This is a genomic window from Pseudarthrobacter sp. HLT1-7 (assembly GCF_059383435.1).
Genome location: NZ_JBWZCH010000008.1, coordinates 49,365 through 70,264, shown reverse-complemented (window position 1 = coordinate 70,264; position 20,900 = coordinate 49,365). Strand labels below are relative to the sequence as shown.

Annotated in this window: 16 protein-coding genes; 12 read left to right on the top strand and 4 right to left on the bottom strand. The window is 67.8% G+C overall.

Translation table 11 applies throughout. The features are described from left to right. Window positions 1-39: 39 nt before the first annotated feature. From carA to AC50X6_RS09875, 9 genes are all read left to right on the top strand, one after another. Complete coding sequence (gene carA, locus AC50X6_RS09915) at window positions 40-1,296, top strand: glutamine-hydrolyzing carbamoyl-phosphate synthase small subunit (protein ID WP_494966053.1); 1,257 nt, start codon at window positions 40-42, stop codon at window positions 1,294-1,296. After that, window positions 1,296-4,655, top strand: a complete 3,360-nt coding sequence (carB, locus tag AC50X6_RS09910) for a carbamoyl-phosphate synthase large subunit (RefSeq protein ID WP_494966052.1) — start codon at window positions 1,296-1,298, stop codon at window positions 4,653-4,655. Before carA ends, carB begins: the two co-directional genes overlap by 1 nt. Next, window positions 4,648-5,529, top strand: coding sequence for an orotidine-5'-phosphate decarboxylase (pyrF, locus tag AC50X6_RS09905; RefSeq protein WP_494966051.1), 882 nt, complete (start codon window positions 4,648-4,650; stop codon window positions 5,527-5,529). Before carB ends, pyrF begins: the two co-directional genes overlap by 8 nt. Before the next feature lie 416 nt (window positions 5,530-5,945). Next, window positions 5,946-6,263: an integration host factor, actinobacterial type gene (gene mihF, locus AC50X6_RS09900; RefSeq protein ID WP_494966050.1), complete on the top strand. Its 318-nt coding sequence runs from the start codon at window positions 5,946-5,948 to the stop codon at window positions 6,261-6,263. Window positions 6,264-6,304: 41 nt separating this feature from the next. Further along, complete coding sequence (gene gmk, locus AC50X6_RS09895; protein WP_326966101.1) at window positions 6,305-6,877, top strand: guanylate kinase; 573 nt, start codon at window positions 6,305-6,307, stop codon at window positions 6,875-6,877. Window positions 6,878-6,916: 39 nt separating this feature from the next. Next, complete coding sequence (gene rpoZ, locus AC50X6_RS09890) at window positions 6,917-7,177, top strand: DNA-directed RNA polymerase subunit omega (protein ID WP_011692102.1); 261 nt, start codon at window positions 6,917-6,919, stop codon at window positions 7,175-7,177. Window positions 7,178-7,202: 25 nt separating this feature from the next. Next, window positions 7,203-8,537 (top strand): bifunctional phosphopantothenoylcysteine decarboxylase/phosphopantothenate synthase, encoded by a 1,335-nt coding sequence (locus tag AC50X6_RS09885; protein ID WP_494966049.1) that lies wholly within the window; start codon window positions 7,203-7,205, stop codon window positions 8,535-8,537. A 78-nt stretch (window positions 8,538-8,615) separates the two neighbouring features. Next, window positions 8,616-9,851: a methionine adenosyltransferase gene (gene metK, locus AC50X6_RS09880; RefSeq protein WP_494966048.1), complete on the top strand. Its 1,236-nt coding sequence runs from the start codon at window positions 8,616-8,618 to the stop codon at window positions 9,849-9,851. A gap of 180 nt (window positions 9,852-10,031) precedes the next feature. Then, a complete protein-coding gene (locus tag AC50X6_RS09875) occupies window positions 10,032-12,179 on the top strand; it encodes a primosomal protein N' (RefSeq protein ID WP_494966140.1) in 2,148 nt (715 codons plus the stop codon). Window positions 12,180-12,470: 291 nt separating this feature from the next. Here AC50X6_RS09875 and AC50X6_RS09870 read toward each other — a convergent pair whose 3' ends face one another. The 4 genes from AC50X6_RS09870 to AC50X6_RS09855 all read right to left on the bottom strand — a co-directional run bounded on the left by AC50X6_RS09870 (window position 12,471) and on the right by AC50X6_RS09855 (window position 16,400). Further along, entirely contained in the window at window positions 12,471-13,580 is a 1,110-nt protein-coding gene (locus tag AC50X6_RS09870) for a glycosyltransferase family 4 protein (protein ID WP_494966047.1), read from the bottom strand. After that, on the bottom strand, window positions 13,577-14,503 hold the full coding sequence (locus AC50X6_RS09865; RefSeq protein ID WP_494966046.1) for an alpha/beta fold hydrolase: 927 nt from the start codon (window positions 14,501-14,503) through the stop codon (window positions 13,577-13,579). The genes AC50X6_RS09870 and AC50X6_RS09865 overlap by 4 nt, the downstream gene beginning before the upstream one ends. An 11-nt stretch (window positions 14,504-14,514) precedes the next feature. Next, the gene (locus AC50X6_RS09860) at window positions 14,515-15,375 is read right to left on the bottom strand and encodes an aldo/keto reductase (protein ID WP_494966045.1); all 861 of its coding nucleotides are present in this window, start codon (window positions 15,373-15,375) and stop codon (window positions 14,515-14,517) included. A gap of 62 nt (window positions 15,376-15,437) precedes the next feature. Next, window positions 15,438-16,400: a sugar-binding transcriptional regulator gene (locus AC50X6_RS09855; RefSeq protein WP_494966044.1), complete on the bottom strand. Its 963-nt coding sequence runs from the start codon at window positions 16,398-16,400 to the stop codon at window positions 15,438-15,440. Window positions 16,401-16,525: 125 nt separating this feature from the next. Between AC50X6_RS09855 and AC50X6_RS09850 the strand changes: the two genes are divergently transcribed. The 3 genes from AC50X6_RS09850 to glpK all read left to right on the top strand — a co-directional run bounded on the left by AC50X6_RS09850 (window position 16,526) and on the right by glpK (window position 20,832). Continuing rightward, a complete protein-coding gene (locus AC50X6_RS09850) occupies window positions 16,526-18,325 on the top strand; it encodes a glycerol-3-phosphate dehydrogenase/oxidase (RefSeq protein ID WP_494966043.1) in 1,800 nt (599 codons plus the stop codon). Between the two features lie 158 nt (window positions 18,326-18,483). Continuing rightward, on the top strand, window positions 18,484-19,233 hold the full coding sequence (locus AC50X6_RS09845; protein ID WP_326966092.1) for an MIP/aquaporin family protein: 750 nt from the start codon (window positions 18,484-18,486) through the stop codon (window positions 19,231-19,233). Between the two features lie 84 nt (window positions 19,234-19,317). Next, window positions 19,318-20,832 carry a glycerol kinase GlpK gene (gene glpK / locus AC50X6_RS09840; protein WP_326966091.1) on the top strand — a complete coding sequence of 505 codons (1,515 nt, stop codon included), beginning with the start codon at window positions 19,318-19,320 and terminating at the stop codon, window positions 20,830-20,832. Window positions 20,833-20,900 lie beyond the last annotated feature (68 nt).

The following is a 20,900-nucleotide window of genomic DNA, read 5'->3' as shown; positions in this document are numbered from 1 at the left end:
GACTCCAACGAAGTGACAGAAGTAACAGAAGTACCAGAAGTGAGAAAGACCGCAGTGTCAGAATCCGCCGGGGCAGCTGCAGCATCAACCCCCGCGGTCCTGGTCCTCGAGGACGGCCGGATCTTCCGCGGCACCAGCTATGGCGCCACCGGCACCGCCCTCGGCGAGGCGGTGTTCGCCACCGGCATGACCGGCTACCAGGAGACCATCACGGACCCCTCCTACGCCCGCCAGCTCGTGGTCCAGACGGCACCGCACATCGGCAACACCGGTGTGAACAAGGACGACGCCGAGTCCCGGCGCATCTGGGTGGCAGGCTACATCGTCCGCGACGCCGCCCGCCGCCCGTCCAACTGGCGCTCAGAACGCAGCCTGGACGATGAGCTCCTCGAGCAGGGCATCGTCGGCATCCAGGGCGTCGACACCCGCGCCATCACCCGCCACCTGCGTGAACACAAGACCATGCGCGCCGGGATCTTCTCCGGCAGCGCGGTCCGCGCCACGGACAAGGAACTCGTGGACACCGTCCTGGCCAGTGCGCCGATGGAAGGCGCCAGACTTGCCGAGGAAGTCAGCGTGGACGCCGCATACACGGTGGAGCCCGGGGACTTCGGCTGGGACGGCGAGCCGCGGTTCAGCATCACCGCTATTGACTTGGGTCTCAAGCGGATGACCCCCATCCGCTTCGCCGAACGCGGCGTCCGCGTGCACGTGCTGCCGGCCACCGCCACGATCGGGGACATCACCGCCCTCAGCCCGGACGGTGTCTTTATGTCCAACGGCCCCGGTGACCCCGCCACCGCCGACAACCAGGTCACGCTGCTCCGCTCGGTCCTCGAGCTGAAGATCCCGTACTTCGGGATCTGCTTCGGCAACCAGATCCTGGGACGGGCCCTGGGCTTCGGCACCTACAAGCTCCGCTACGGCCACCGCGGCATCAACCAGCCCGTCATGGACCGCCGCACCGGCAAGGTGGAAATCACCTCGCAGAACCACGGCTTCGCCGTCGACGCCCCGCTCGACGGCGCCACGCAGGCCCCCGAACAGCGCTTCGGCCGCGTCGAGGTCAGCCACGTGAGCCTCAACGATGACGTTGTCGAGGGCCTGTCCTGCCTCGACATCCCGGCCTTCTCGGTGCAGTACCACCCTGAGGCCGCCGCCGGCCCGCACGACGCCGCCTACCTCTTTGACCGCTTCATCGAACTGATGGCGGACACGAAGAATGCCGGCTCCGGGGCCGAGACTGCAACCGAGACGAAGACTGCCACCGATTCCAAGACTGAGGACACGAAGTAATGCCCAAGAGAACTGACCTCAAAAGCGTCCTGGTCATCGGTTCCGGCCCGATCGTGATCGGCCAGGCTGCCGAATTCGACTACTCCGGCACCCAGGCACTGCGCGTCCTGAAGGAGGAAGGCCTGCGGGTCATCCTCGTCAATTCCAACCCGGCCACCATCATGACGGACCCCGAGTTCGCCGACGCCACCTACGTCGAGCCGATCACCCCCGAGGTGGTGGAGAAGATCATCGCCAAGGAACGCCCCGACGCGCTCCTGCCCACCCTGGGTGGCCAGACCGCACTCAACACCGCGATCGCCCTGGACAAAAACGGGGTGCTGGAAAAGTACAACGTGGAGCTTATCGGCGCCAACATCGCGGCGATCGAGCTCGGCGAGGACCGTGAAAAGTTCAAGGGCGTCGTCGCGCGCTGCGGCGCCGAATCGGCCCGCAGCCACATCATCCACAGTATTGACGACGCCCTGGCCGCGGCCGAGGACCTGGGCTACCCGATGGTGGTCCGGCCGTCCTTCACCATGGGCGGCCTCGGCTCCGGCCTGGCCTACGACGAAAACGACCTCCGCCGGATCGTCGGCCAGGGCCTGCAGTACAGCCCCACGTCCGAAGTACTGCTCGAAGAGAGCATCCTCGGCTGGAAGGAATACGAGCTCGAGATGATGCGCGACAAGAACGACAATGTCGTCGTCGTCTGCTCCATCGAAAACTTCGATCCCGTGGGCGTGCACACCGGCGACTCCATCACCGTCGCCCCGGCCCTGACCCTCACGGACCGCGAATACCAGCGACTGCGCGACATTTCCATCGCCGTCATCCGCGAAGTCGGCGTCGACACCGGCGGCTGCAACATCCAGTTCGCCGTCGAGCCCGACACGGGCCGCGTCGTGGTCATCGAGATGAACCCGCGCGTCTCCCGCTCCTCCGCCCTCGCCTCCAAGGCCACCGGCTTCGCGATCGCCAAGATCGCCACCAAGCTTTCCCTGGGCTACACCCTGGACGAGATCCCGAACGACATTACCCAGAAGACCCCGGCCTCCTTCGAGCCGACGCTGGACTACGTGGTGGTGAAGGTCCCTCGGTTCGCCTTCGAGAAATTCCCGGCCGCGGACCCCACCCTGACCACCACCATGAAGTCGGTGGGCGAGGCCATGGCGATGGGCCGCAACTTCACCGAGGCCCTGCAGAAGGCGCTGCGGTCCCTCGAGCAGAAGGGCTCCCAGCTGGACTTCAGCCACGTCCCGGAATGGGAGGTCCCGGAGCTGATCGAGAAGTCAAAGCGGCCCACCACGGACCGCCTGCACCAGGTCCAGCGCGCCATGCTCGGCGGCGCCACCGTCGAACAGCTCTTCGAAGCCAGCAAGATCGACCCCTGGTACCTGGACCAGCTCCAGCTGCTGAACGAGATCTCCCGCGAAATCCGACAGGCCGCCGCCCTGACGCCGGAGATGCTCAAGCGCGCCAAGCGCCACGGCTTCTCCGACGAGCAGATCGGCGCCCTGACGCACAACTCAGAAGACGTCGTCCGCGGCGTCCGGCAGGCCCTCGGCATCCGCCCGGTGTACAAGACCGTGGACACCTGCGCCGCCGAATTCGCCGCCTACACCCCGTACCACTACTCGTCCTACGACGAGGAGGACGAGGTTGCGCTGCACGCCAAACCGTCGATCATTATCCTCGGCTCCGGTCCCAACCGGATCGGCCAGGGCATCGAGTTCGACTACTCCTGCGTGCACGCCTCGATGGCGCTGCGCAAGGCCGGCTACGAGACCGTGATGGTCAACTGCAACCCGGAAACCGTCTCTACCGACTACGACGTCTCCACCCGGCTGTACTTCGAGCCGCTGACGCTCGAGGACGTCCTCGAGGTCATCGCGGCCGAGGAGCGCACCGGCGGGGTGATGGGCGTCTTCGTCCAGCTCGGCGGCCAGACTCCGCTCAAGCTCGCCCAGCAGCTCGCCGACGCCGGCGTGCCGATCCTGGGCACCTCCCCGGAAGCGATCGACCTTGCCGAGCACCGCGGGGCGTTCTCCCGGGTGCTCGATGCGGCCGGCCTCATCTCGCCGAAAAACGGCACCGCCGTGTCCTTCGAGGACGCCAAGAAGATCGCCGACGAAATCGGCTACCCCGTGCTGGTCCGCCCGTCCTACGTCCTCGGCGGCCGCGGCATGGAGATCGTCTACGACGAACCGAACCTCTCCCGCTACATCGCCAACGCCACCGAGATCACCACCGAGCACCCGGTGCTGATTGACCGCTTCCTCGAGGACGCGGTCGAGATCGACGTCGATGCCCTCTACGACGGCACGGAAATGTACCTCGGCGGCATCATGGAGCACATCGAAGAGGCCGGCATCCACTCCGGCGACTCGGCCTGCGTGCTGCCGCCCATCACCCTCGGAAATAATGTGCTGGACCGGGTCCGGACCGCCACGTTGGCGATCGCCGAGGGCGTGGGTGTCCGCGGCCTGATCAACATCCAGTTCGCACTCGCCTCGGACGTGCTCTACGTGCTCGAAGCCAACCCGCGGGCCTCCCGCACCGTCCCGTTCGTCTCCAAGGCGACCGGCGTCCAAATGGCCAAGGCGGCAGCGCTGATCGGCACCGGCGTGACCATCAACCAACTCCGCACCGCTTACAAGATGCTGCCGGAAAACGGCGACGGCTCCACGCTGCCGCTGGACGCACCGGTCTCGGTCAAGGAGGCCGTGCTGCCGTTCAGCCGCTTCCGGACCCCGGAGGGCAAGGTGGTGGACTCGCTGCTCGGGCCGGAAATGCGCTCCACCGGCGAGGTCATGGGGATCGACAAGCACTTCGACACCGCCTTCGCCAAGAGCCAGGCCGCGGCCAACAACGCGCTGCCCACCGAAGGCAAAATCTTTGTCTCGGTGGCCAACCGGGACAAACGATCGGTCATCATGGGCGTCAAGCGGCTCTCCGACCTCGGCTTCGAGATCGTCTCCACCGGCGGGACCGCGGACGTGCTGCGCCGCAACGGCATCCAGGCCACCCCCGTCCGCAAGGTCGCCGAGGGTTCCAGCGCCGAAGGGGAAGGCACCATTGCCGACCTCATCATCGCCGGCGAGATCGACATGGTCTTCAACACCCCCTCCGGCGGCGAAGCCCGCAGCGACGGCTACGAACTGCGCGCCGCCGCGACGTCAATCGGGATTCCGTGCATCACGACGGTGGCCGAATTCAACGCCGCCGTCCAGGCGATCGAGGCGCTGCGCACCTACGAATGGACCGTCACGAGCCTGCAGGAGCACGCCGCCGCCCTGTTTGCCTCGCAGGAACGCGTCTCGCGGGAACGTGTCTCGCAGGAACGTGTCTCGCAGGACACAGCCGGCCAGAATGCCTGAGTCCGAGGCGTCGCGCACAGTGGGCCGGGAGTCCTTCGGCTCCCGGCTTGGCCGGGCCATGGCGGACCGGGGGCCGCTGTGTGTAGGGATCGATCCGCACCCGGCGCTGTTGGCGGCCTGGGGGCTGAACGACGACGTCGAAGGGCTGGAGCGCTTTTCGCTCACCGTGCTGGAGGCCGTGGGTCCGCTCGCGGCCGCGGTGAAGCCGCAGGTGGCGCTGTACGAGCGGCATGGCTCCGCCGGGATGGCTGTGCTGGAACGCGCCCTGGCCGCGGCCGCGGACGCGTCCGTGCTGACAATCGCCGACGCCAAGCGTGGCGACATCGGCTCCACCATGGCTGCGTACGCCGACGCCTGGCTCCGGGACGGCTCCGCCCTCGCCGCCGATTCGGTGACGCTGAGCCCGTATCTGGGTTTCGAATCGCTCCGTCCGGCCCTGGACCTCGCGGCGCAGACCGGGCGCGGCGTGTTCGTGCTTGCCCTGACTTCCAACCCCGAGGGTGCCTCCGTGCAGCACGCCGGCGGCGCCGATTCCGTGGCCCGCCGCATCGTGCAGGCAGCCGCGGAGGAGAACCGCCGGTATGCGGTTGATCACGACGCCGGAGGGCTGGGTTCCGTCGGCCTCGTGATCGGCGCCACCGTCGGCTCCGCCCTGGCGGACCTGGGACTGGACCTGGCCGCGGTCCGCGGCCCGATCCTGGCTCCCGGGCTGGGCGCGCAGGGTGCCACGGCCGCGGACCTTCGCCGCACCTTCGGCAGCGCGTACGGCCAGGTGCTCGGCACCTCAAGCCGGGACATTCTCGGCGCAGGACCGGGGATCCAGGCGCTGCGCGACGCGGCCCTGCGGACGCTCGAGGAACTGCGCACGGCCTAGGTGCCACCCGCTTCCTCTGCTTGTTCCCCGGACGCCGTCATCCCGGGCGGGGCGCACCCAGTTGACGCAAATGGCCGCTATCGGCACCGTCTTACCGGCCATTCGTGGCGAACGGGCGCAGGAAGGCCGCCGTCATCCCGGGCGGGGCGCACCCGGTTGACGCAAATGGCCGCTATCGGCACCGTCTTACCGGCCATTCGTGGCAAATGGACGAGGCAGCGCCGCCGTGATCCGACGTCGGGAGTGCTGCGCCCGGCTTGACGTTCGAACACGCCGGGGCCATGGCAATCATCCATTGATTTCTGCGGTAACAAGACGGTAGGTTCAGGACACGTCCGCGTACCGGTCCGGGCGCTTTTCGGCCCGTCCGGCCGGGCCGTTTCTACGGTCCGGCCGACAATGCAGGGAGGACTTCAGTGAGCTTGCGACCCCTCACCCCGCAGGAGCGTGCCGATGCCTTGGGCAAGGCCGCCGCCGCCAGAACCATCAGGGCCACGGCCAAGGAGCGGTTGAAGTCGGGGGAGCTGACCATCGCGGAACTGCTTGGTTCCGGCGACTCCGATGACGCCATCGCCCGGATGCGGATCGTGGAGCTGCTGGAGGCGCTGCCCGGGATCGGGCGGGTGCGGGCCGCGGCCATCATGGGACAGCTCGGCATTGCGGCGTCGCGCCGGGTCCGCGGCCTGGGAATTCACCAGCGCCGGGCGCTGGTAGATTTTATAGACGACAAATAGCTCGGACCCCTGAGCTGATCCGAACACCGCCGAAGGAATATGTGAGCAACAAACCGGGACTGACCGTCCTCGCCGGCCCGACGGCTGTTGGCAAAGGCACCGTATCCACCTACATCCGGGACAACTATCCCGGCGTCTGGCTTTCGGTTTCGGCAACGACGCGTCCGCCGCGTCCGGGCGAGATTGACGGCGTTCACTACTTCTTCAAATCGGCCGAGGAATTCGGGTCCCTGGTGGACCACGGTGACCTCCTGGAGTGGGCCGTGGTCCACGGCCGCAACCGCTACGGCACGCTGCGCAGCACCGTGGACGCCGCCATAGCCGAGGGCCGGTCGGTGCTGCTGGAGATCGATCTGCAGGGCGCGCGGCAGGTCAAGCTGGCCGTCCCTGATGCCAAGTTCGTGTTCCTGGCCCCGCCCAGCTGGGACGAAATGGTCCGCCGCCTGGTGGGCCGCGGCACGGAAACACCCGAGGAACAGCAGCAACGGCTGGAAACCGCTAAACTAGAACTGGCCGCTGAGCCGGAGTTTGACCACACCGTCATCAATGATGACGTTCGACGTGCAGCGGACGAGCTTGTTTCACTCATGGGGCTGACCCCGAACCCACGCTAGGCGCCGGGACGTATCGGCCCGTTAGAATTTGGAGAATTCGTGTCCACGAACCTTGAAGGCATCATCAACCCGCCGATCGACGAGCTGCTGAAGGCTGCCGACTCGAAGTACGGACTGGTGATTTTCGGCGCCAAGCGCGCACGCCAGATCAACGCCTACTACGCCCAGCTGCACGAGGGCCTCTTCGAGTACGTTGGCCCGCTGGTCGACACCAAGCTGAACGAGAAGTCGCTCTCCATCGCCCTGCGCGAGATCAACGAAGGCAAGCTCGTTTCCACGCCGATCGAACCCGCAGAGTAATTACGCAGCCGTCGGCGGAGCTCACGTGCGCATAGTCCTCGGAGTCGGGGGAGGGATAGCCGCCTATAAGGTGGCGTCGCTCCTCCGGCTTTTCACTGAGGCCGGCCATGACGTCACCGTCATCCCCACGGAGGCCGCGACCCGCTTCGTCGGCGTCGCCACGTGGGAAGCGCTGTCCGGGCACCCGGTCAGTAACAGCGTCTTCGACGAGGTGCACACCGTCAACCACGTCCGCCTCGGCCACGAGGCCGAGCTGATCGTGGTGGCCCCCGCGACCGCCGACCTGCTGGCACGCGCCGCCACCGGCCAGGCCAACGACCTCCTCACCAACACGCTGCTGATGGCCGGCGGCTGCCCGGTGCTGATGGCCCCGGCCATGCACACCGAGATGTGGCAGCACCCGGCGACCCGGGCCAACGTCGAGACCCTGCGCAGCCGTGGGATCACCGTGCTCGATCCCGCTTCCGGACGCCTTACCGGCGCGGACTCAGGGCCCGGCCGGCTGCCCGAACCCGAGGCAATCTTCGGGGCGGCCATGGCTCTCGCCGGCACCGCACCCGGCACCGCCCCGCCGCCGTCGGACCCGGCTGCAGACGCGGCGGCAGACGCGGCACCGTCTTTGCCGCTCTCCGCCGGACCGTCTGCCACGCAGACGCCGACGGCGACGCGGCCGCTGGCCGGACTCACCGTTACCATCAGCGCCGGCGGCACCCGCGAACCGCTGGACCCGGTGCGTTTCCTCGGCAACCGGTCCTCCGGTAAACAGGGGGTGGCGCTGGCCGCCGCGGCCCGCGATGCCGGTGCCAGGGTCCGGTTGCTGGCGGCGCACATGGAGGTACCGGCACCCGACGGCGTCGAAGTGGTCAAGGTCGGAACGGCCCTGGAACTGCGAAAGGCCGCCCTGCACGCCGCCGCAGACTCCGACGTCGTGATCATGGCCGCTGCAGTCGCAGACTTCCGCCCCGCAAACGTCTCCGGCACCAAGATTAAGAAGCGCGACGACGTCGCAGACCCGGTGATCTCGCTGGTCCGCAACCCCGACATCCTGCGGGAACTCGTGGAGGTCCGCGACGCGGCCTCCCGCCATCAGCTGATCGTCGGCTTTGCGGCCGAGACCGGGGATACCGACGGCGACGTCCTGGAGTATGCCCAGGCCAAGCTGGGCCGCAAGGCCTGCGACCTGCTCGTGGTCAACCACGTCGGAGACGGCAAGGTCTTCGGCGAGGACACCAACTCCGTAGTCATCCTTTCCCGCTCCGGCTCCGAAGCCCAAGAGGCGTCGGGTTCCAAATCCGACGTTGCGGCTGCCGTGATTGACCGGATCAGCGCCGAGCTGGGCCGGGTTGTTCCGCCGGCCTGAGCCTGGCGTAATCAACGTCTCCTTCGCACGGAGACACACGCCGCCGGACGTCCGTTTTCCAACCAGTAAGGTAGTTGAGTGACTTTACCGCTGCACATCCCTGACTTTCACGGGGCCACGCCCGCCTCGCTCCGGCTGTTCACCTCAGAGTCGGTGACCGAAGGACACCCCGACAAGATCTGTGACCAGATCAGCGACGCGATCCTCGACGCCCTGCTGGCCAAGGACCCCGAGTCCCGGGTTGCCGTGGAGACGCTGGCCACCACCGGGCTGGTCCACGTGGCCGGTGAGGTCACCACTGACGCCTACGTCGAAATCCCGCAGATCGTCCGCGAGACCATTCTCGGCATCGGCTACGACTCCTCGGCCAACGGCTTCGACGGCGCCCGCTGCGGTGTGTCCGTCTCGATCGGCCAGCAGTCCAACGACATCGCCGGGGGCGTGTTCAATTCGCTCGAAGCACGCGAAGGGCGCCAGGAGGACGACTACGACCTCCAGGGCGCCGGCGACCAGGGCCTCATGTTCGGCTACGCCAGCGACGAGACCCCCTCCTACATGCCGGTCCCGATCTGGCTTGCGCACCGCCTCTCCGAGCGCCTCACCGAGGTCCGCAAAAGCGGCGAACTGTCCTATCTCCGCCCCGACGGCAAGACCCAGGTGACCGTGGGTTACGACGGCGACCGCCCCGTCTCGGTGGAGACGGTGGTCATCTCCAGCCAGCACGCCGAAGGCGCCAGCCTTGAGACGCTCCGCGCAGACCTCGCCGCCTACGTGGTCGATCCGGTCCTGGCACTGTCCAACCTGGATATCTCTCGGACACACAACATCCTGAACCCCGCCGGCGCGTTCGTCATCGGCGGTCCGGTTGGCGACGCCGGCCTCACCGGACGCAAGATCATTGTGGACACCTACGGCGGCATGGCCCGCCACGGCGGCGGCGCTTTCTCCGGCAAGGACCCGTCCAAGGTGGACCGCTCGGCGGCCTACGCGATGCGTTGGGTTGCCAAGAACGTGGTGGCTGCGGGGCTCGCGAAGCGCGCCGAAATCCAGATCGCCTACGCGATCGGCCAGGCGCGCCCGATCGGCACCTATGTTGAGACCTTCGGCACCGAGACCGTCGACCCGGCAAGGATCAGCGCCGCAATCGCCGAGATCTTCGACCTGCGCCCGCGCGCAATCATCGACGCACTGGACCTCAAACGCCCGATCTACACCAAGACCGCGGCCCACGGCCACTTTGGCCGCGAAGACCCGGACTTCACCTGGGAGCGGCTGGACCGGGTGGATGAGCTGAAGACGTTCTTCAACGCCTAGGACGCCTGGGACGGTAACGTCGCCAAGGCCGATGTCATTTTCCTGAAGTCACCGGCGTAAATGTCACTGCTGTGTGATGTGCTGTAGCCAGGCCGCCGCTTCGGAGGCCTGGCTACTCTTTCTGGGGCTGCCGTTGACCTGTTGTACCGCTGCCGAAGGGAAGAGGGTGCCATGACGCCGATGCCTGGCGGCGCCACAAGGCCGGATGAGCCGCTCCAGCTGTCCCTGCTGCAGGGGTTTCCAACGAAAGCCGCGGTTGCCGGCCCTGTCCTCGCGGCGGAGCTGCCCGTGGCACGCGTCCGGCTCGAATCGTCCCTCCCGCACCTGGACCGGGCGTTCGACTACAGCGTCCCCGCGAGCCTCGATGCCGCGGCGCAGCCGGGCGTCCGCGTGAAGGTGAAGTTCAACGGCCAGGAACTGGCCGGCTACCTCATGGAGCGGGTGGCCGGATCCGACGCCGGCCATGACCTCGTGCCGCTGCACAAGCTCGTCTCGCCTGTGCCCGTGCTGACGCCCGCCGTTGCCGAACTGGCGGGCCGCGTCGCCGCCCGGTACGCCGGAACACTCAGCGACGTCCTGCGTGTCGCGGTGCCGCCCCGGATGGCCAGGCTTGAAAAGGAATTTGCCCCGGACGGCCGGCCGGACCCGGCCCTGTTTGCCGACGGCGCCGCGGACGGCGGGGCGGGAGCGGCCATTCCGCCGGTCCGCCTGGCGGCGTCGAGTTGGGCTTCCTATCGCAACGGCCCGGCCTTCCTCCAGCATCTGAGTGCGGGGGAGTCGCCGCGGGCGGTGCTGGGGGCGCTCCAGGGCTACGGCGCCGCCGGCTGGCCCCGGATGATCGCCGAGGCGGTGGCCGCCGTCCGCCTGTCCGGCCGGGGCGCCGTCGTCGTGGTGCCCGACTACCGGGACCTGGACCGGGTGGAGTCCGCCCTGCTCGAAGTCCTTCCCGCCGGGGACGTCGCCCGGCTCGCCGCGGACGATGGCCAGACGCCGCGCTACCGGAGCTTCCTGCGGATCCTCAGCGGCGCAGCCGGGGTCGCCGTAGGCACCCGCTCCGCTGCCTATGCGCCCGTCCGTGACCTGGGCCTCGTGGTCTGCTGGGACGACGGCGACGATCTGCACATCGAGCAGCGCTCCCCGTACGCCCACTCCCGTGAGGTCCTGCTGCTCAGCGCCGGCCAGTCGGGTGCCGCCTGCCTGCTCGCCGGGCACTCACGCAGCACCGAGACCCAGCGGCTGGTCGAATCGGGCTGGGCCTGGCCCGTGGAGGCGGACCGCACGGTGGTGCGCCGGACCGTCCCGCGCGTGCTCAACACCGCCGACAGCTTCGAACTGGAGCATGATCCGCTGGCCCGGATCGCGCGGCTTCCCGGCGCCGCCTGGCGCGCCGCCAAGGAAGGCCTGGAGCGCGGTCCCGTCCTGGTCCAGGTGGCCAGGGCCGGGTACGCGCCGTCGCTCGCCTGCGAGAACTGCCGCGAACCGGCCCGCTGTACGGCCTGCGGCGGCCCGCTGGCCATTGCCGGGTCCACTGGCAGCTCCGCCGTCCCGCAGTGCCGGTGGTGCTCGACGCCGGCCCCCGCCTGGCGCTGCGTTACCTGCAACGCTGTGCGGCTGCGGCGCAGCGCCACCGGGGCGCTCCGCACCGCCGAGGAGCTAGGCCGGGCCTTTCCCGGCAAACCGGTCATCACCTCCTCCGGGGACCGGGTGCTGGCCACCGTTGGGGACACGAAGGCACTCGTGGTGGCGACGGTGGGGGCCGAACCCGTCGCGACCGGCGGCTATGCCGCCGCCCTGCTGCTCGACGGCGACTCGCTGCTGCGCCGGGAAAACCTGCGGGCAGGGGAGGACGCCGTTCGGCGCTGGTTCAACGCCGCGGCCTTGGTGCGCCAAGCACCGGATGGCGGCCTCGTGGTCATCACCGCGGACGACGCCGCCGGAGTCGGGGCCTTGCTGCGCTGGGATCCCGCCGGCTACGCCCGGCGCGAGCTGGCCCTGCGGCAGGAACTGCATCTTCCGCCGGCCGTGCGGGTCGCCTCCGTCACCGGCGGCCGCACCGCCGTCGGGCACTTCACCCAGGCAATCGCACGGCAGCTGGCCGCGGACGGAATTGTGCTGCGTGAAGCTGGCCCGGCCCCGCTGGTGATGGCCGGTCCCGGAGCCGGCAGCCAGGGGCGGGACGCCGGCGAAGACGTCCGCACCCTGCTGTTCATCCCGTACGGCCAGGCGGCAGCGGCCACGAAGGCGATGCGGGCGGTGAAGGCCGCCGCGGCCGCCAAACGCAGCGACGACCCCGTGCAGTTGCGCCTCGACGGCGTCGACGTGCTCTAATACTGGCTCCAGCGGGCATTGTCGTTAGGTCGTCAGGGTTCAGACGGAGCCTGGTCCTTTTCGCGCCGGGGCGACGAAGGCAACGGGGGACATGCTCATTTTTCGCACCCGGGACCGGGCATAATGACACTCTGTCCACTGGCTGCCCCCGGCGCGGGGCATGTCCCCTTGGGCCGGCGTCCTGTCCGGACCCCCGACGGGCCAATGACAATGCCCACTGGCTCCAGTACTAGGGCTTTCGCGGCCAGGATAGTACCGGCGGGTGCGGCGCAGACGGGGTCCGCGCGCCGCCTATTTCCGGCCGGGTCCTCTCGGGGTGCCGGGGCGGCGCCCGCGCAGCGCCACGGCCTCTTCGGCGAGCCGCAGCAGGTTGCGGGCGGACGCTTCCCAGCTGAATTCGGCGGCGCGTTCCACGGAGCGGAGCGAGCGGGCCTTCCACAGCTCCGGCTCCTCGAGCTGGCGCACGGCCTCGGCGAATTCGGCCGGTGAGTCCGGCCGGACGTAGCTGACGGCATCGCCGCCCACCTCACGGAAAATCGGGATGTCGCTGGCGATCACCGGAGTGCCGTGGGACATCGCCTCCACGAGCGGAAGGCCGTAGCCTTCCGCCCGGGAGAGGCTGACCAGGGCCGTGCTGCGGGCCAGCAGGGCCTCATATTCGGCGTCGGTCACACCGTTGTGGAACACGATGCCCGCGCCGGCCGGGGCCAGGGCCTCCAGTTCAGCCCTGCGCACCGGAGTGATCCGGCTGAGCAGGTGCAGGGTCATGCCCGGCAGCCCGGCCATGCCCCGGATAATGGTTTCCACGTTCTTGTAAGGCATGAACGAGCCCATATAGAGCAGCGTCTTGTCCGCCCCGGCGCCGGGATCCCGGGGCGTGAGGCCGGGCTGCGGGGCGTTCCCGACGATCCGGACCGGCCGCTTGGTGAGCCGGTATTTTGAGATCAGGGCCGCCGTCGTGGCACTGATGGTCGCGACAATATCCGCCCGGTTCAGCAGCACACGCTGGGGCCAGAACGCCTTGTGGTACAGCCGCCAGAGGACCCGGACCGGGGTGGGGAGGAAGCCGGGCGGGGCCGGGTGCTCGTAGTAGATCAGGTCGTGCAGGGTCAGCACCAGGGGATACTTCCGGCCCCAGCTGCCCATCGTCTGCATGGGGCACACAACAACGTCGGCGTCGAGCCTGTTGACCTTGGCGGCCACGAACAACTCGGCCGCTGAGAGGGGGCTGTTGACCAGCGTGTACGGCACGTCCGGCAGCAGGGCCAGTTGCCGCACGTCGCTGATCAGCATGGAGACGTCCGCGATCCTGGCCGTGGCCGCGATCAGGCTGGCGCCGTAGCGGCTGATCCCGTCGTGGTGGTCGAGCCGGGTGAAGCGGGCATCAATGAGGATTTTCACGCGGCGTGGTCCTTCAGGAAGCGGAGGATGAAGCCCGCGGCGGCTTCCGGGGTTTCATAGTGGATGAGGTGCCCGACGCCGGGAATGACGTCCAGGCGTCCGTCCGGCAGCAGGGCCAGGAGTTTGTGCTGGTCCGGGAGGCTGGCGATCTCGTCTTTTTCGCCGGCAATCAGCAGTACCGGCAGGGCAAGCCGGCGGGCGACGCCGGAGACAGTGCCGCCGACCGAGGCCTTGAACGCCTCAAGCAGGCTGTCCCGGTCAGCGAAGGCGGAGAAATACGAGCTGTGCTGGGCATGGATGAAGCGGCGGAGGTCTTTGTCCCGGGTCTTGGCCATGGTCTCGCTCATGAGCCGGACGATCAGCTGGCTGCGCAGCAGGGCCTGGCCCGGCCGGCGGGGGAGGCGGGCGGCGGCCTCGTAATACAGCACCGCGAGCTTGGTCATAACCCCCTTGGGTCCGTCGAGGGCCGGGGACGCGATCGGGTTGATCAGGATCAGCTCCGCGACAGCGCCGGGGTGGTCGGCGACGAAGTGGCTCGCGACAATCGACCCGAAGGAGTGGCCCAGCAGAACCGTGTCCGGTCCCAGGTCCAGGGCGGCCAGGAAGTCGCGGACAAAGCGGACGTAGCCCTCGACGCTGTGTTCGGTGCCCGCAAACGCGGCGGAGCTGCCGAAGCCGGGGAGATCCGGCATGATGAGCCGCATCCCGGGAAGCTGGTCCGCAACCCGCAGGAGTCCGTGGTGATCGCCGCGGAAGCCATGGATCACCAGGATGGTGCGGGTCGCCGGCGAAACCTTGACGGGCTCGTAGCTCCAGTAGGCGACCCTGGTGCCGCCGAGGTCCACAAGGGAGGTGCGGGTGCGGGTTTCCAGCCCGGCGCTGAAGAGAGGCGTGGGGGAGGACTCGGTGGCCACGTGTTCCATTTCCTGGGATCTCAGTTGACGTTGTCCGGGTGGGAGCCGGTCCGGAGACCGCACTCCAGGGCGGCGATATCGGCCAGGTCCGTTGCGGAGAGCTCGAAGTCAAAGACGCCCCGGTTTTCCCGGAGCCGCCCGGAGGAACTGGCTTTGGGGATGGCGAGGTTGCCGAGCTGGAGGTGCCAGCGCAGGACGATCTGCGCCGGCGTGCGTTCGTGTTCGGCCCCGAGGGCCAGAATCACCGGGTCCGTGAGGACCCGCCCGCGTCCCAAGGGGCTCCACGCCTCAGTCCGGATGTCCAGGGCGGCGTGCATTTCCCGCAGTTCCGCCTGCTGCAGCCAGGGGTGAAGCTCGATCTGGTTGACGGCCGGCACCACCTCGGCCGCTTCCAGCAACCGGTCCAGGTGGCGGGGCTGGAAGTTGGCGACCCCGATGGCGCGGACCCTGCCCTCCCGGTAAAGCGTCTCCATGGCCCGGTATGTATGCGTGAACAGCCCGCGCTTCTCGCACGGCCAGTGGATCAGGTAGAGGTCGAGGTACTCCAGCCCGAGGCTTGACATCGAGGCATCGAAGGCCCGCAGGGTGGCGTCGTAGCCGTGGTCCTCATTCCACACTTTGGTGGTGACGAACACGTCCTGGCGGGTCAGTGAGCCTGCCGGCTCGCCGGATCCGCCGGCGAAGGCTGAAAGGGCGCCGACGCCTTTGCCCACGCCGGTTTCGTTCCCGTACATGGCCGCCGTGTCGACATGGCGGTAGCCGGCCTCCAGCGCCATGGTTACCAGACCGGCGGCGTCGGCCGGCGGTACTTTGTACAGCCCGAAGCCCAGGCGGTCCATCATCACACCGTTGTTCAGGGCCAGCCGGGGGGAGAGTCTCATAGCACTGACTCTACCGACTTCGCCGGCCCCATCCCCCCGGGACGGGGAATTAGGACCGACCATCAGGTCAGCCCGTCCAGGCTGACCAGGCGCCGGGCGCTGGCCTCATCGAGGATCAGGTCGGTGGCCAGGCCTGCGGCGAGGGCGCCCCGCAGCCCGTTGATTTTGGAGGCGCCGGACACCACACAGATCCTTCGCCGGACCTGGCGGAGCCGGGCCAGGTCCGGACCGGTGGAACGTTCATTCAGGGTGATGCCGTCCGAGGAGCCGTCGGCCCGGAAGAAAACGGTGGCGACATCGCCGGCGACCCCGGAGTCGGCCAGCACGTCCAGGTCTTCTTCATCGAGGTAGCCGCCGGCATAGACGTGGCTGGGGTAGTCGGCGTCGACCGATCCGACGCCGAATATGGCAATGCTCATGCTGGCCTGCAGTTCGAGGATGCGTTGCACACTGCGCTCATTCCACATGGCGGTCTTGGTCGCGGCGTGGTCAAAGAACGCCGGTACCGGGAACTGTTCCACCCGGGCACCGTAGGCACTTCCGAAGCGCCGCATGATGTCCGAGGCATAGGTGATGCCCGTGGTCTGCATGTTTCCGGCGCCGTTAAGCTGGACGATCACGCTGTCATGGGTGATCTTCCGGGTCAGGTGCCGGCTGACGGCGCTGAGCGTGGAGCCCCAGGCCACTCCAATGATGGCGTTCGAGTCCACCAGCGGGCCGATGGTGCGGGCAGCCTGCATTGCCACGCGGTCCAGTGTTTCCGCCTCATTCAGGGTGTCGACCACCGGAACGACGTGGACATCCACCTTGTACTGCAGCCGGATCATGCTTTCCAGTTCGGGGCCGGTGTCCAGCGGGTTGCGGATCTGGATCTGCACCAGGCCGGATTCCCGGGCTGAGGACAGCAGCCGCGAGACCGTCGATCGGGAGGTCCGGAGTTCACGGGCAATCGCGTCCATGGTCAGGTCCTGCAGGTAATACAACTGGGCCGCCCTGAGGGCGTCAGAGTGGCGTGAAGGCGTCATCCCAATTCCGTTCTGCACGTTTGTGCATAGTGCTTGACTCCATTTTCCAATACTCCAAAGAATAGTGTTGGACGGCGCCGCGCCGCACGGCGCGCCGCACAGGAACAAACCCAAGGGAGCAGTTTTTGGGACACAAGGATTCAACCCGCAATCAGGCCCAGGCGGGCGAGCGCGCATCCGTGCAGCAGCTGCGAAAGCGGCCCCGGGCGCAGGTGCTGATTATCGGCGGCGGCATCAACGGCGTCGGCACGTTCCGGGACCTGGCACTGCAGGGTGTGGATGTGGCGCTCGTGGAGCGCGGCGACTACTGCCAGGGCGCCAGCGGCGCCTCCTCTCACATGATCCACGGCGGTATCCGCTACCTGGAGAACGGCGAGTTCCGCCTCGTGCAGGAGTCCGTGGTCGAGCGGAACCGGCTCCTGCGGATCGCGCCGCACTATGTGAAGCCGCTGCAGACCACCATCCCCATCTTCAGTACGTTCTCCGGCATCCTCGCAGCTCCGCTGCGCTTCCTTACACACAAGCAGCAGGGGGCGTCCAAGGAGCGCGGGGCCTTCCTGATCAAGCTCGGCCTGAGCCTGTACGACTTTTTCTCCCGCGACGGCGGCACCGTGCCCCGGCATCAGTTCCGCGGCCGCAAGCGTGCCCTGGCCGAACTGCCCCGGCTGCACCCGGGCATCAAGTACGCGGCCACCTACTTCGACGCTTCCGTGCATAATCCGGAGCGGCTGACCCTGGATGTGCTGCAGGACGGGGAAAAGGCCGGCGCGGCCGGCGGCGACAGCGCCCGCACCAGTAACTACCTGTCCCTCGTGTCCGCGAAGGACACCGGTTCCGGCGGTACCGTCCGGCTCCGGGACGAACTCACCGGAGAGCTGTTCGACTTCACCGCCGACGTCATTGTGAACACCACGGGCGCCTGGGTGGACCTGACCAACCAGGCGATGGGCGCGGCGTCGGCGTTTATGGGCGGCACCAAGGGCTCGCACATCGTGCTGGACCATCCGGAGCTGCTGGCGGCCTGCAACGGCCGGGAGATCTTCTTCGAACACACCGACGGCCGGATCGTCCTCATCTACCCGATGGGCGACCGGGTCCTCGTCGGCACCACCGACGTCGATGCCGACATGGCCGAGGACGCCGTGTGCACCGAGGCCGAGATCGACTACTTCTTTGACCTGATCGGCCATGTCTTTCCGGACGTTGCCGTGGACCGCGGGCAGATCGTTTACACCTTCGCCGGTGTGCGGCCCCTGCCCAAACACGACGCCACCCAGCCGGGCTTCGTCAGCCGGGACTACCGGATCGAGCGGCACGCCGGATCAGCCGGCCAAGCGGGCGGCAGCGGGAGCAGCGGCGGCGTCGTCCTCAGCCTGGTGGGCGGCAAATGGACCACTTTCCGGGCCCTCGCCGAGCACCTGAGCAACGACGTCCTCGCCGAGCTCGGCCTGGAACGGAAAGTCTCGACGGCGAAGCTGGCCATCGGCGGCGGCGCCGGCTTCCCGGACAGCGAGGACGGCGTCCAGCGCTGGATCAAGGCGCACATGTCCGCCGGCCGCGACGCCGACCGGGTCGCAGGCCTGCTGACCCGATATGGGACGCGTGCCGCGGAAGTCATCTCCTTCCTCGACGACGCCACAGACGCCGGACCGGACCGGCTCCTGCATTCCACCCGCGAACTCAGCAGCCGTGAACTGGAGTTCATGGCGCGGAACGAGCAGATCGGGCACCTGGTCGACGTACTGATCCGCCGCACCTCCCTGGCCTTCCGGGGCCTGGTGACCGGCGAACTGCTGAACGAGGTTGCCGAGATCCTTTCCGGCCCGCTGGGCTGGGACCCGGCAACCAAGTCTTCCGAGATCAGCCACGCTCAGGAGGTGCTCAAGCGGTACCATGGCGTCCAGGTCCACAGCCTGGTCTCCTGATAAACCTCGGCGTCCGGACGGGGGACGTCCGGACGCAAGGACTGCGGGGTCCCCTCGAGGGACCGGCGCAGTGGCCGGCCGGCGGCGTCAACGCGCCGCCGGCCCACAGACCCTTCAAACCCGCGAAGGGCTGACAACAGAAAATAGAGGAGTCAAAGATGTCTCTTGGAATAGTTTTCCTGTCCGAAGTAATGGGCACCGCGATGCTGACCCTGCTGGGTTGCGGCGTCGTGGCAAACGTTGCGCTCAAAGGCACTAAGGGGAACAACGGCGGGTTCCTGATGGTCACCTGGGGATGGGGCATCGCCGTTTTCGCCGGCGTGTACGTTGCCGCCAAGTCGGGCGCGCATCTGAATCCCGCCGTGACCCTGGGCCTGCTGATCAACGGCAAGGCGGAGTACGCCCCGGGCGTCAAGATCGACGTTATGTCGACCCTGACGTACTTCGGCGGCGAATTCCTGGGCGCGTTCCTCGGCGCGGTGGTGATGTGGCTGGCCCACAAGCAGCACTTCGACGCGGAGCCGGAGCCCGCCAGCAAGCTCGCGGTGTTCTCGACCGGTCCTGCCATCCGCTCCACCCCGTGGAACCTCGTCACGGAAATCATCGGCACCTTTGTCCTCGTCTTCGTCATCCTGACGTTCGGCGGGACACCCTCGGGCCTCGGCCCGCTGGCCGTTGCACTGCTGGTTGTCGGCATCGGTGTGTCGCTTGGTGGTCCCACCGGCTACGCCATCAACCCGGCCCGTGACCTCGGCCCCCGCATCGCCCACGCCCTGCTGCCGATCAAGGGCAAGGGCTCCAGCGACTGGAGCTACTCCTGGATCCCTGTGGTGGGACCTGTGGTGGGCGGACTCCTGGCGGGCATCGTTGCCCGGTACGTGCCGATCATCGTCGCCGCAGCCGCCTAGTCAACTCAACAGCACGATAGCGGCCGCGTCGGGGACGCGGCCGCATGAAGCCAGCCTTCACACCCTCAAGACAAGGACGTCACCATGAACCAGTACGTAATCGCCATTGACCAGGGCACCACCAGCACGCGCGCCATCGTGTTCGATCACAGCGGCAACATCGTCTCCTCCGGCCAGATGGAGCACGAGCAGATCTTCCCGCAGGCAGGCTGGGTGGAACACGACCCCGCCGAGATCTGGAACAACACCCGCGAGGTCATCGCCTCGGCTCTTTCCAAGGCGAACCTGACCCGCCACGACATCGCCGCCGTCGGCATCACCAACCAGCGCGAAACAGCCGTCGTCTGGGACAAGACAACCGGCAAAGCGGTCTACAACGCCATTGTCTGGCAGGACACCCGCACGCAGCCGATCGTGGATGAGCTCGCCAGGGACGGGGGGCCGGACAGGTTCAAGCAGAAGGTGGGCCTGCCGCTGGCGACCTACTTCTCCGGCACCAAGATCAAGTGGATCCTGGACAACGTCGAGGGCGCCCGCGCCAAGGCCGAAGCCGGCGACCTGGTCTTCGGCAACACGGACTGCTGGGTGCTGTGGAACCTCACCGGCGGCACCGACGGCGGCGTGCACGTCACCGACGTGACCAACGCCTCCCGGACCCTGTTCATGGATCTGGAGACTCTCGCCTGGGACCAGGAGATCCTGGACACGTTCGGCGTTCCGGCGTCCATGATGCCGGCCATCAAGTCGTCCTCGGAGGTCTACGGGACGGTGCACACCTCCCAGCTGCTGCGCGAAGTTCCGGTCGCCGGCATCCTGGGCGATCAGCAGGCGGCAACGTTTGGCCAGGCCGCGTTTGAGGCCGGCGAAGCCAAGAACACCTACGGCACCGGCTGCTTCCTGATCTTCAACACCGGTGAGGAGATTGTCCATTCCAAGAACGGTCTGCTCACCACAGTGGGCTACAAACTCGGCGACGCGGCACCGCACTACGCGCTGGAAGGCTCGATCGCCGTCACTGGATCGCTCGTGCAGTGGCTGCGTGACAACCTCGGCATGATCAGCAGCGCCCCGGAAATCGAGACGCTCGCGGCCTCGGTGGAGGACAACGGCGGTGTCTACATTGTCCCGGCCTTCTCCGGACTGTTCGCGCCGTACTGGCGTTCCGACGCCCGCGGTGCGATCGTCGGCCTGACCCGTTTTGTGAACAAGAACCACATCGCCCGTGCGGCGCTGGAGGCCACCGCCTTCCAGACCCGCGAGGTGCTCGACGCCGTCAACGCCGACTCCGGCGTTCCGCTGACGGAGCTGAAGGTCGACGGCGGCATGGTTGCCAACGACGCCCTGATGCAGTTCCAGGCCGACATCCTCGGCGTCGCGGTGATCCGGCCGAAGGTTGTCGAGACCACCGCTCTGGGTGCCGCCTACGCGGCAGGGCTCGCCGTCGGCTTCTGGAAGGACCTGGGCGAGTGCTCGGCCAACTGGTCCGAGGATAAGCGCTGGGAGCCGACGATGGAGCAGGGCGAACGGGAGCGGCAGATGCGGCTCTGGAAGAAGGCCGTCACCAAGTCCATGGACTGGGTTGACGAGGACGTCAAGTAACACCCTTCCACGCAAGAGCTCCGGCCGGGGAAACCCGGCCGGAGCTTTTTTGCTGGTGTGCCGCTGCC

Excerpts from the sequence above, each read along its gene's own strand:
- carB (WP_494966052.1), top strand. The coding sequence starts at position 1,296 with ATGCCCAAGAGAACTGACCTCAAAAGCGTCCTGGTCATCGGTTCCGGC.
- pyrF (WP_494966051.1), top strand. The coding sequence starts at position 4,648 with ATGCCTGAGTCCGAGGCGTCGCGCACAGTGGGCCGGGAGTCCTTCGGC.
- AC50X6_RS09875 (WP_494966140.1), top strand. The coding sequence starts at position 10,032 with ATGCCTGGCGGCGCCACAAGGCCGGATGAGCCGCTCCAGCTGTCCCTG.
- AC50X6_RS09865 (WP_494966046.1), bottom strand. The coding sequence starts at position 14,503 with ATGGAACACGTGGCCACCGAGTCCTCCCCCACGCCTCTCTTCAGCGCC.
- AC50X6_RS09860 (WP_494966045.1), bottom strand. The coding sequence starts at position 15,375 with ATGAGACTCTCCCCCCGGCTGGCCCTGAACAACGGTGTGATGATGGAC.
- AC50X6_RS09855 (WP_494966044.1), bottom strand. The coding sequence starts at position 16,400 with ATGACGCCTTCACGCCACTCTGACGCCCTCAGGGCGGCCCAGTTGTAT.
- AC50X6_RS09845 (WP_326966092.1), top strand. The coding sequence starts at position 18,484 with ATGTCTCTTGGAATAGTTTTCCTGTCCGAAGTAATGGGCACCGCGATG.
- glpK (WP_326966091.1), top strand. The coding sequence starts at position 19,318 with ATGAACCAGTACGTAATCGCCATTGACCAGGGCACCACCAGCACGCGC.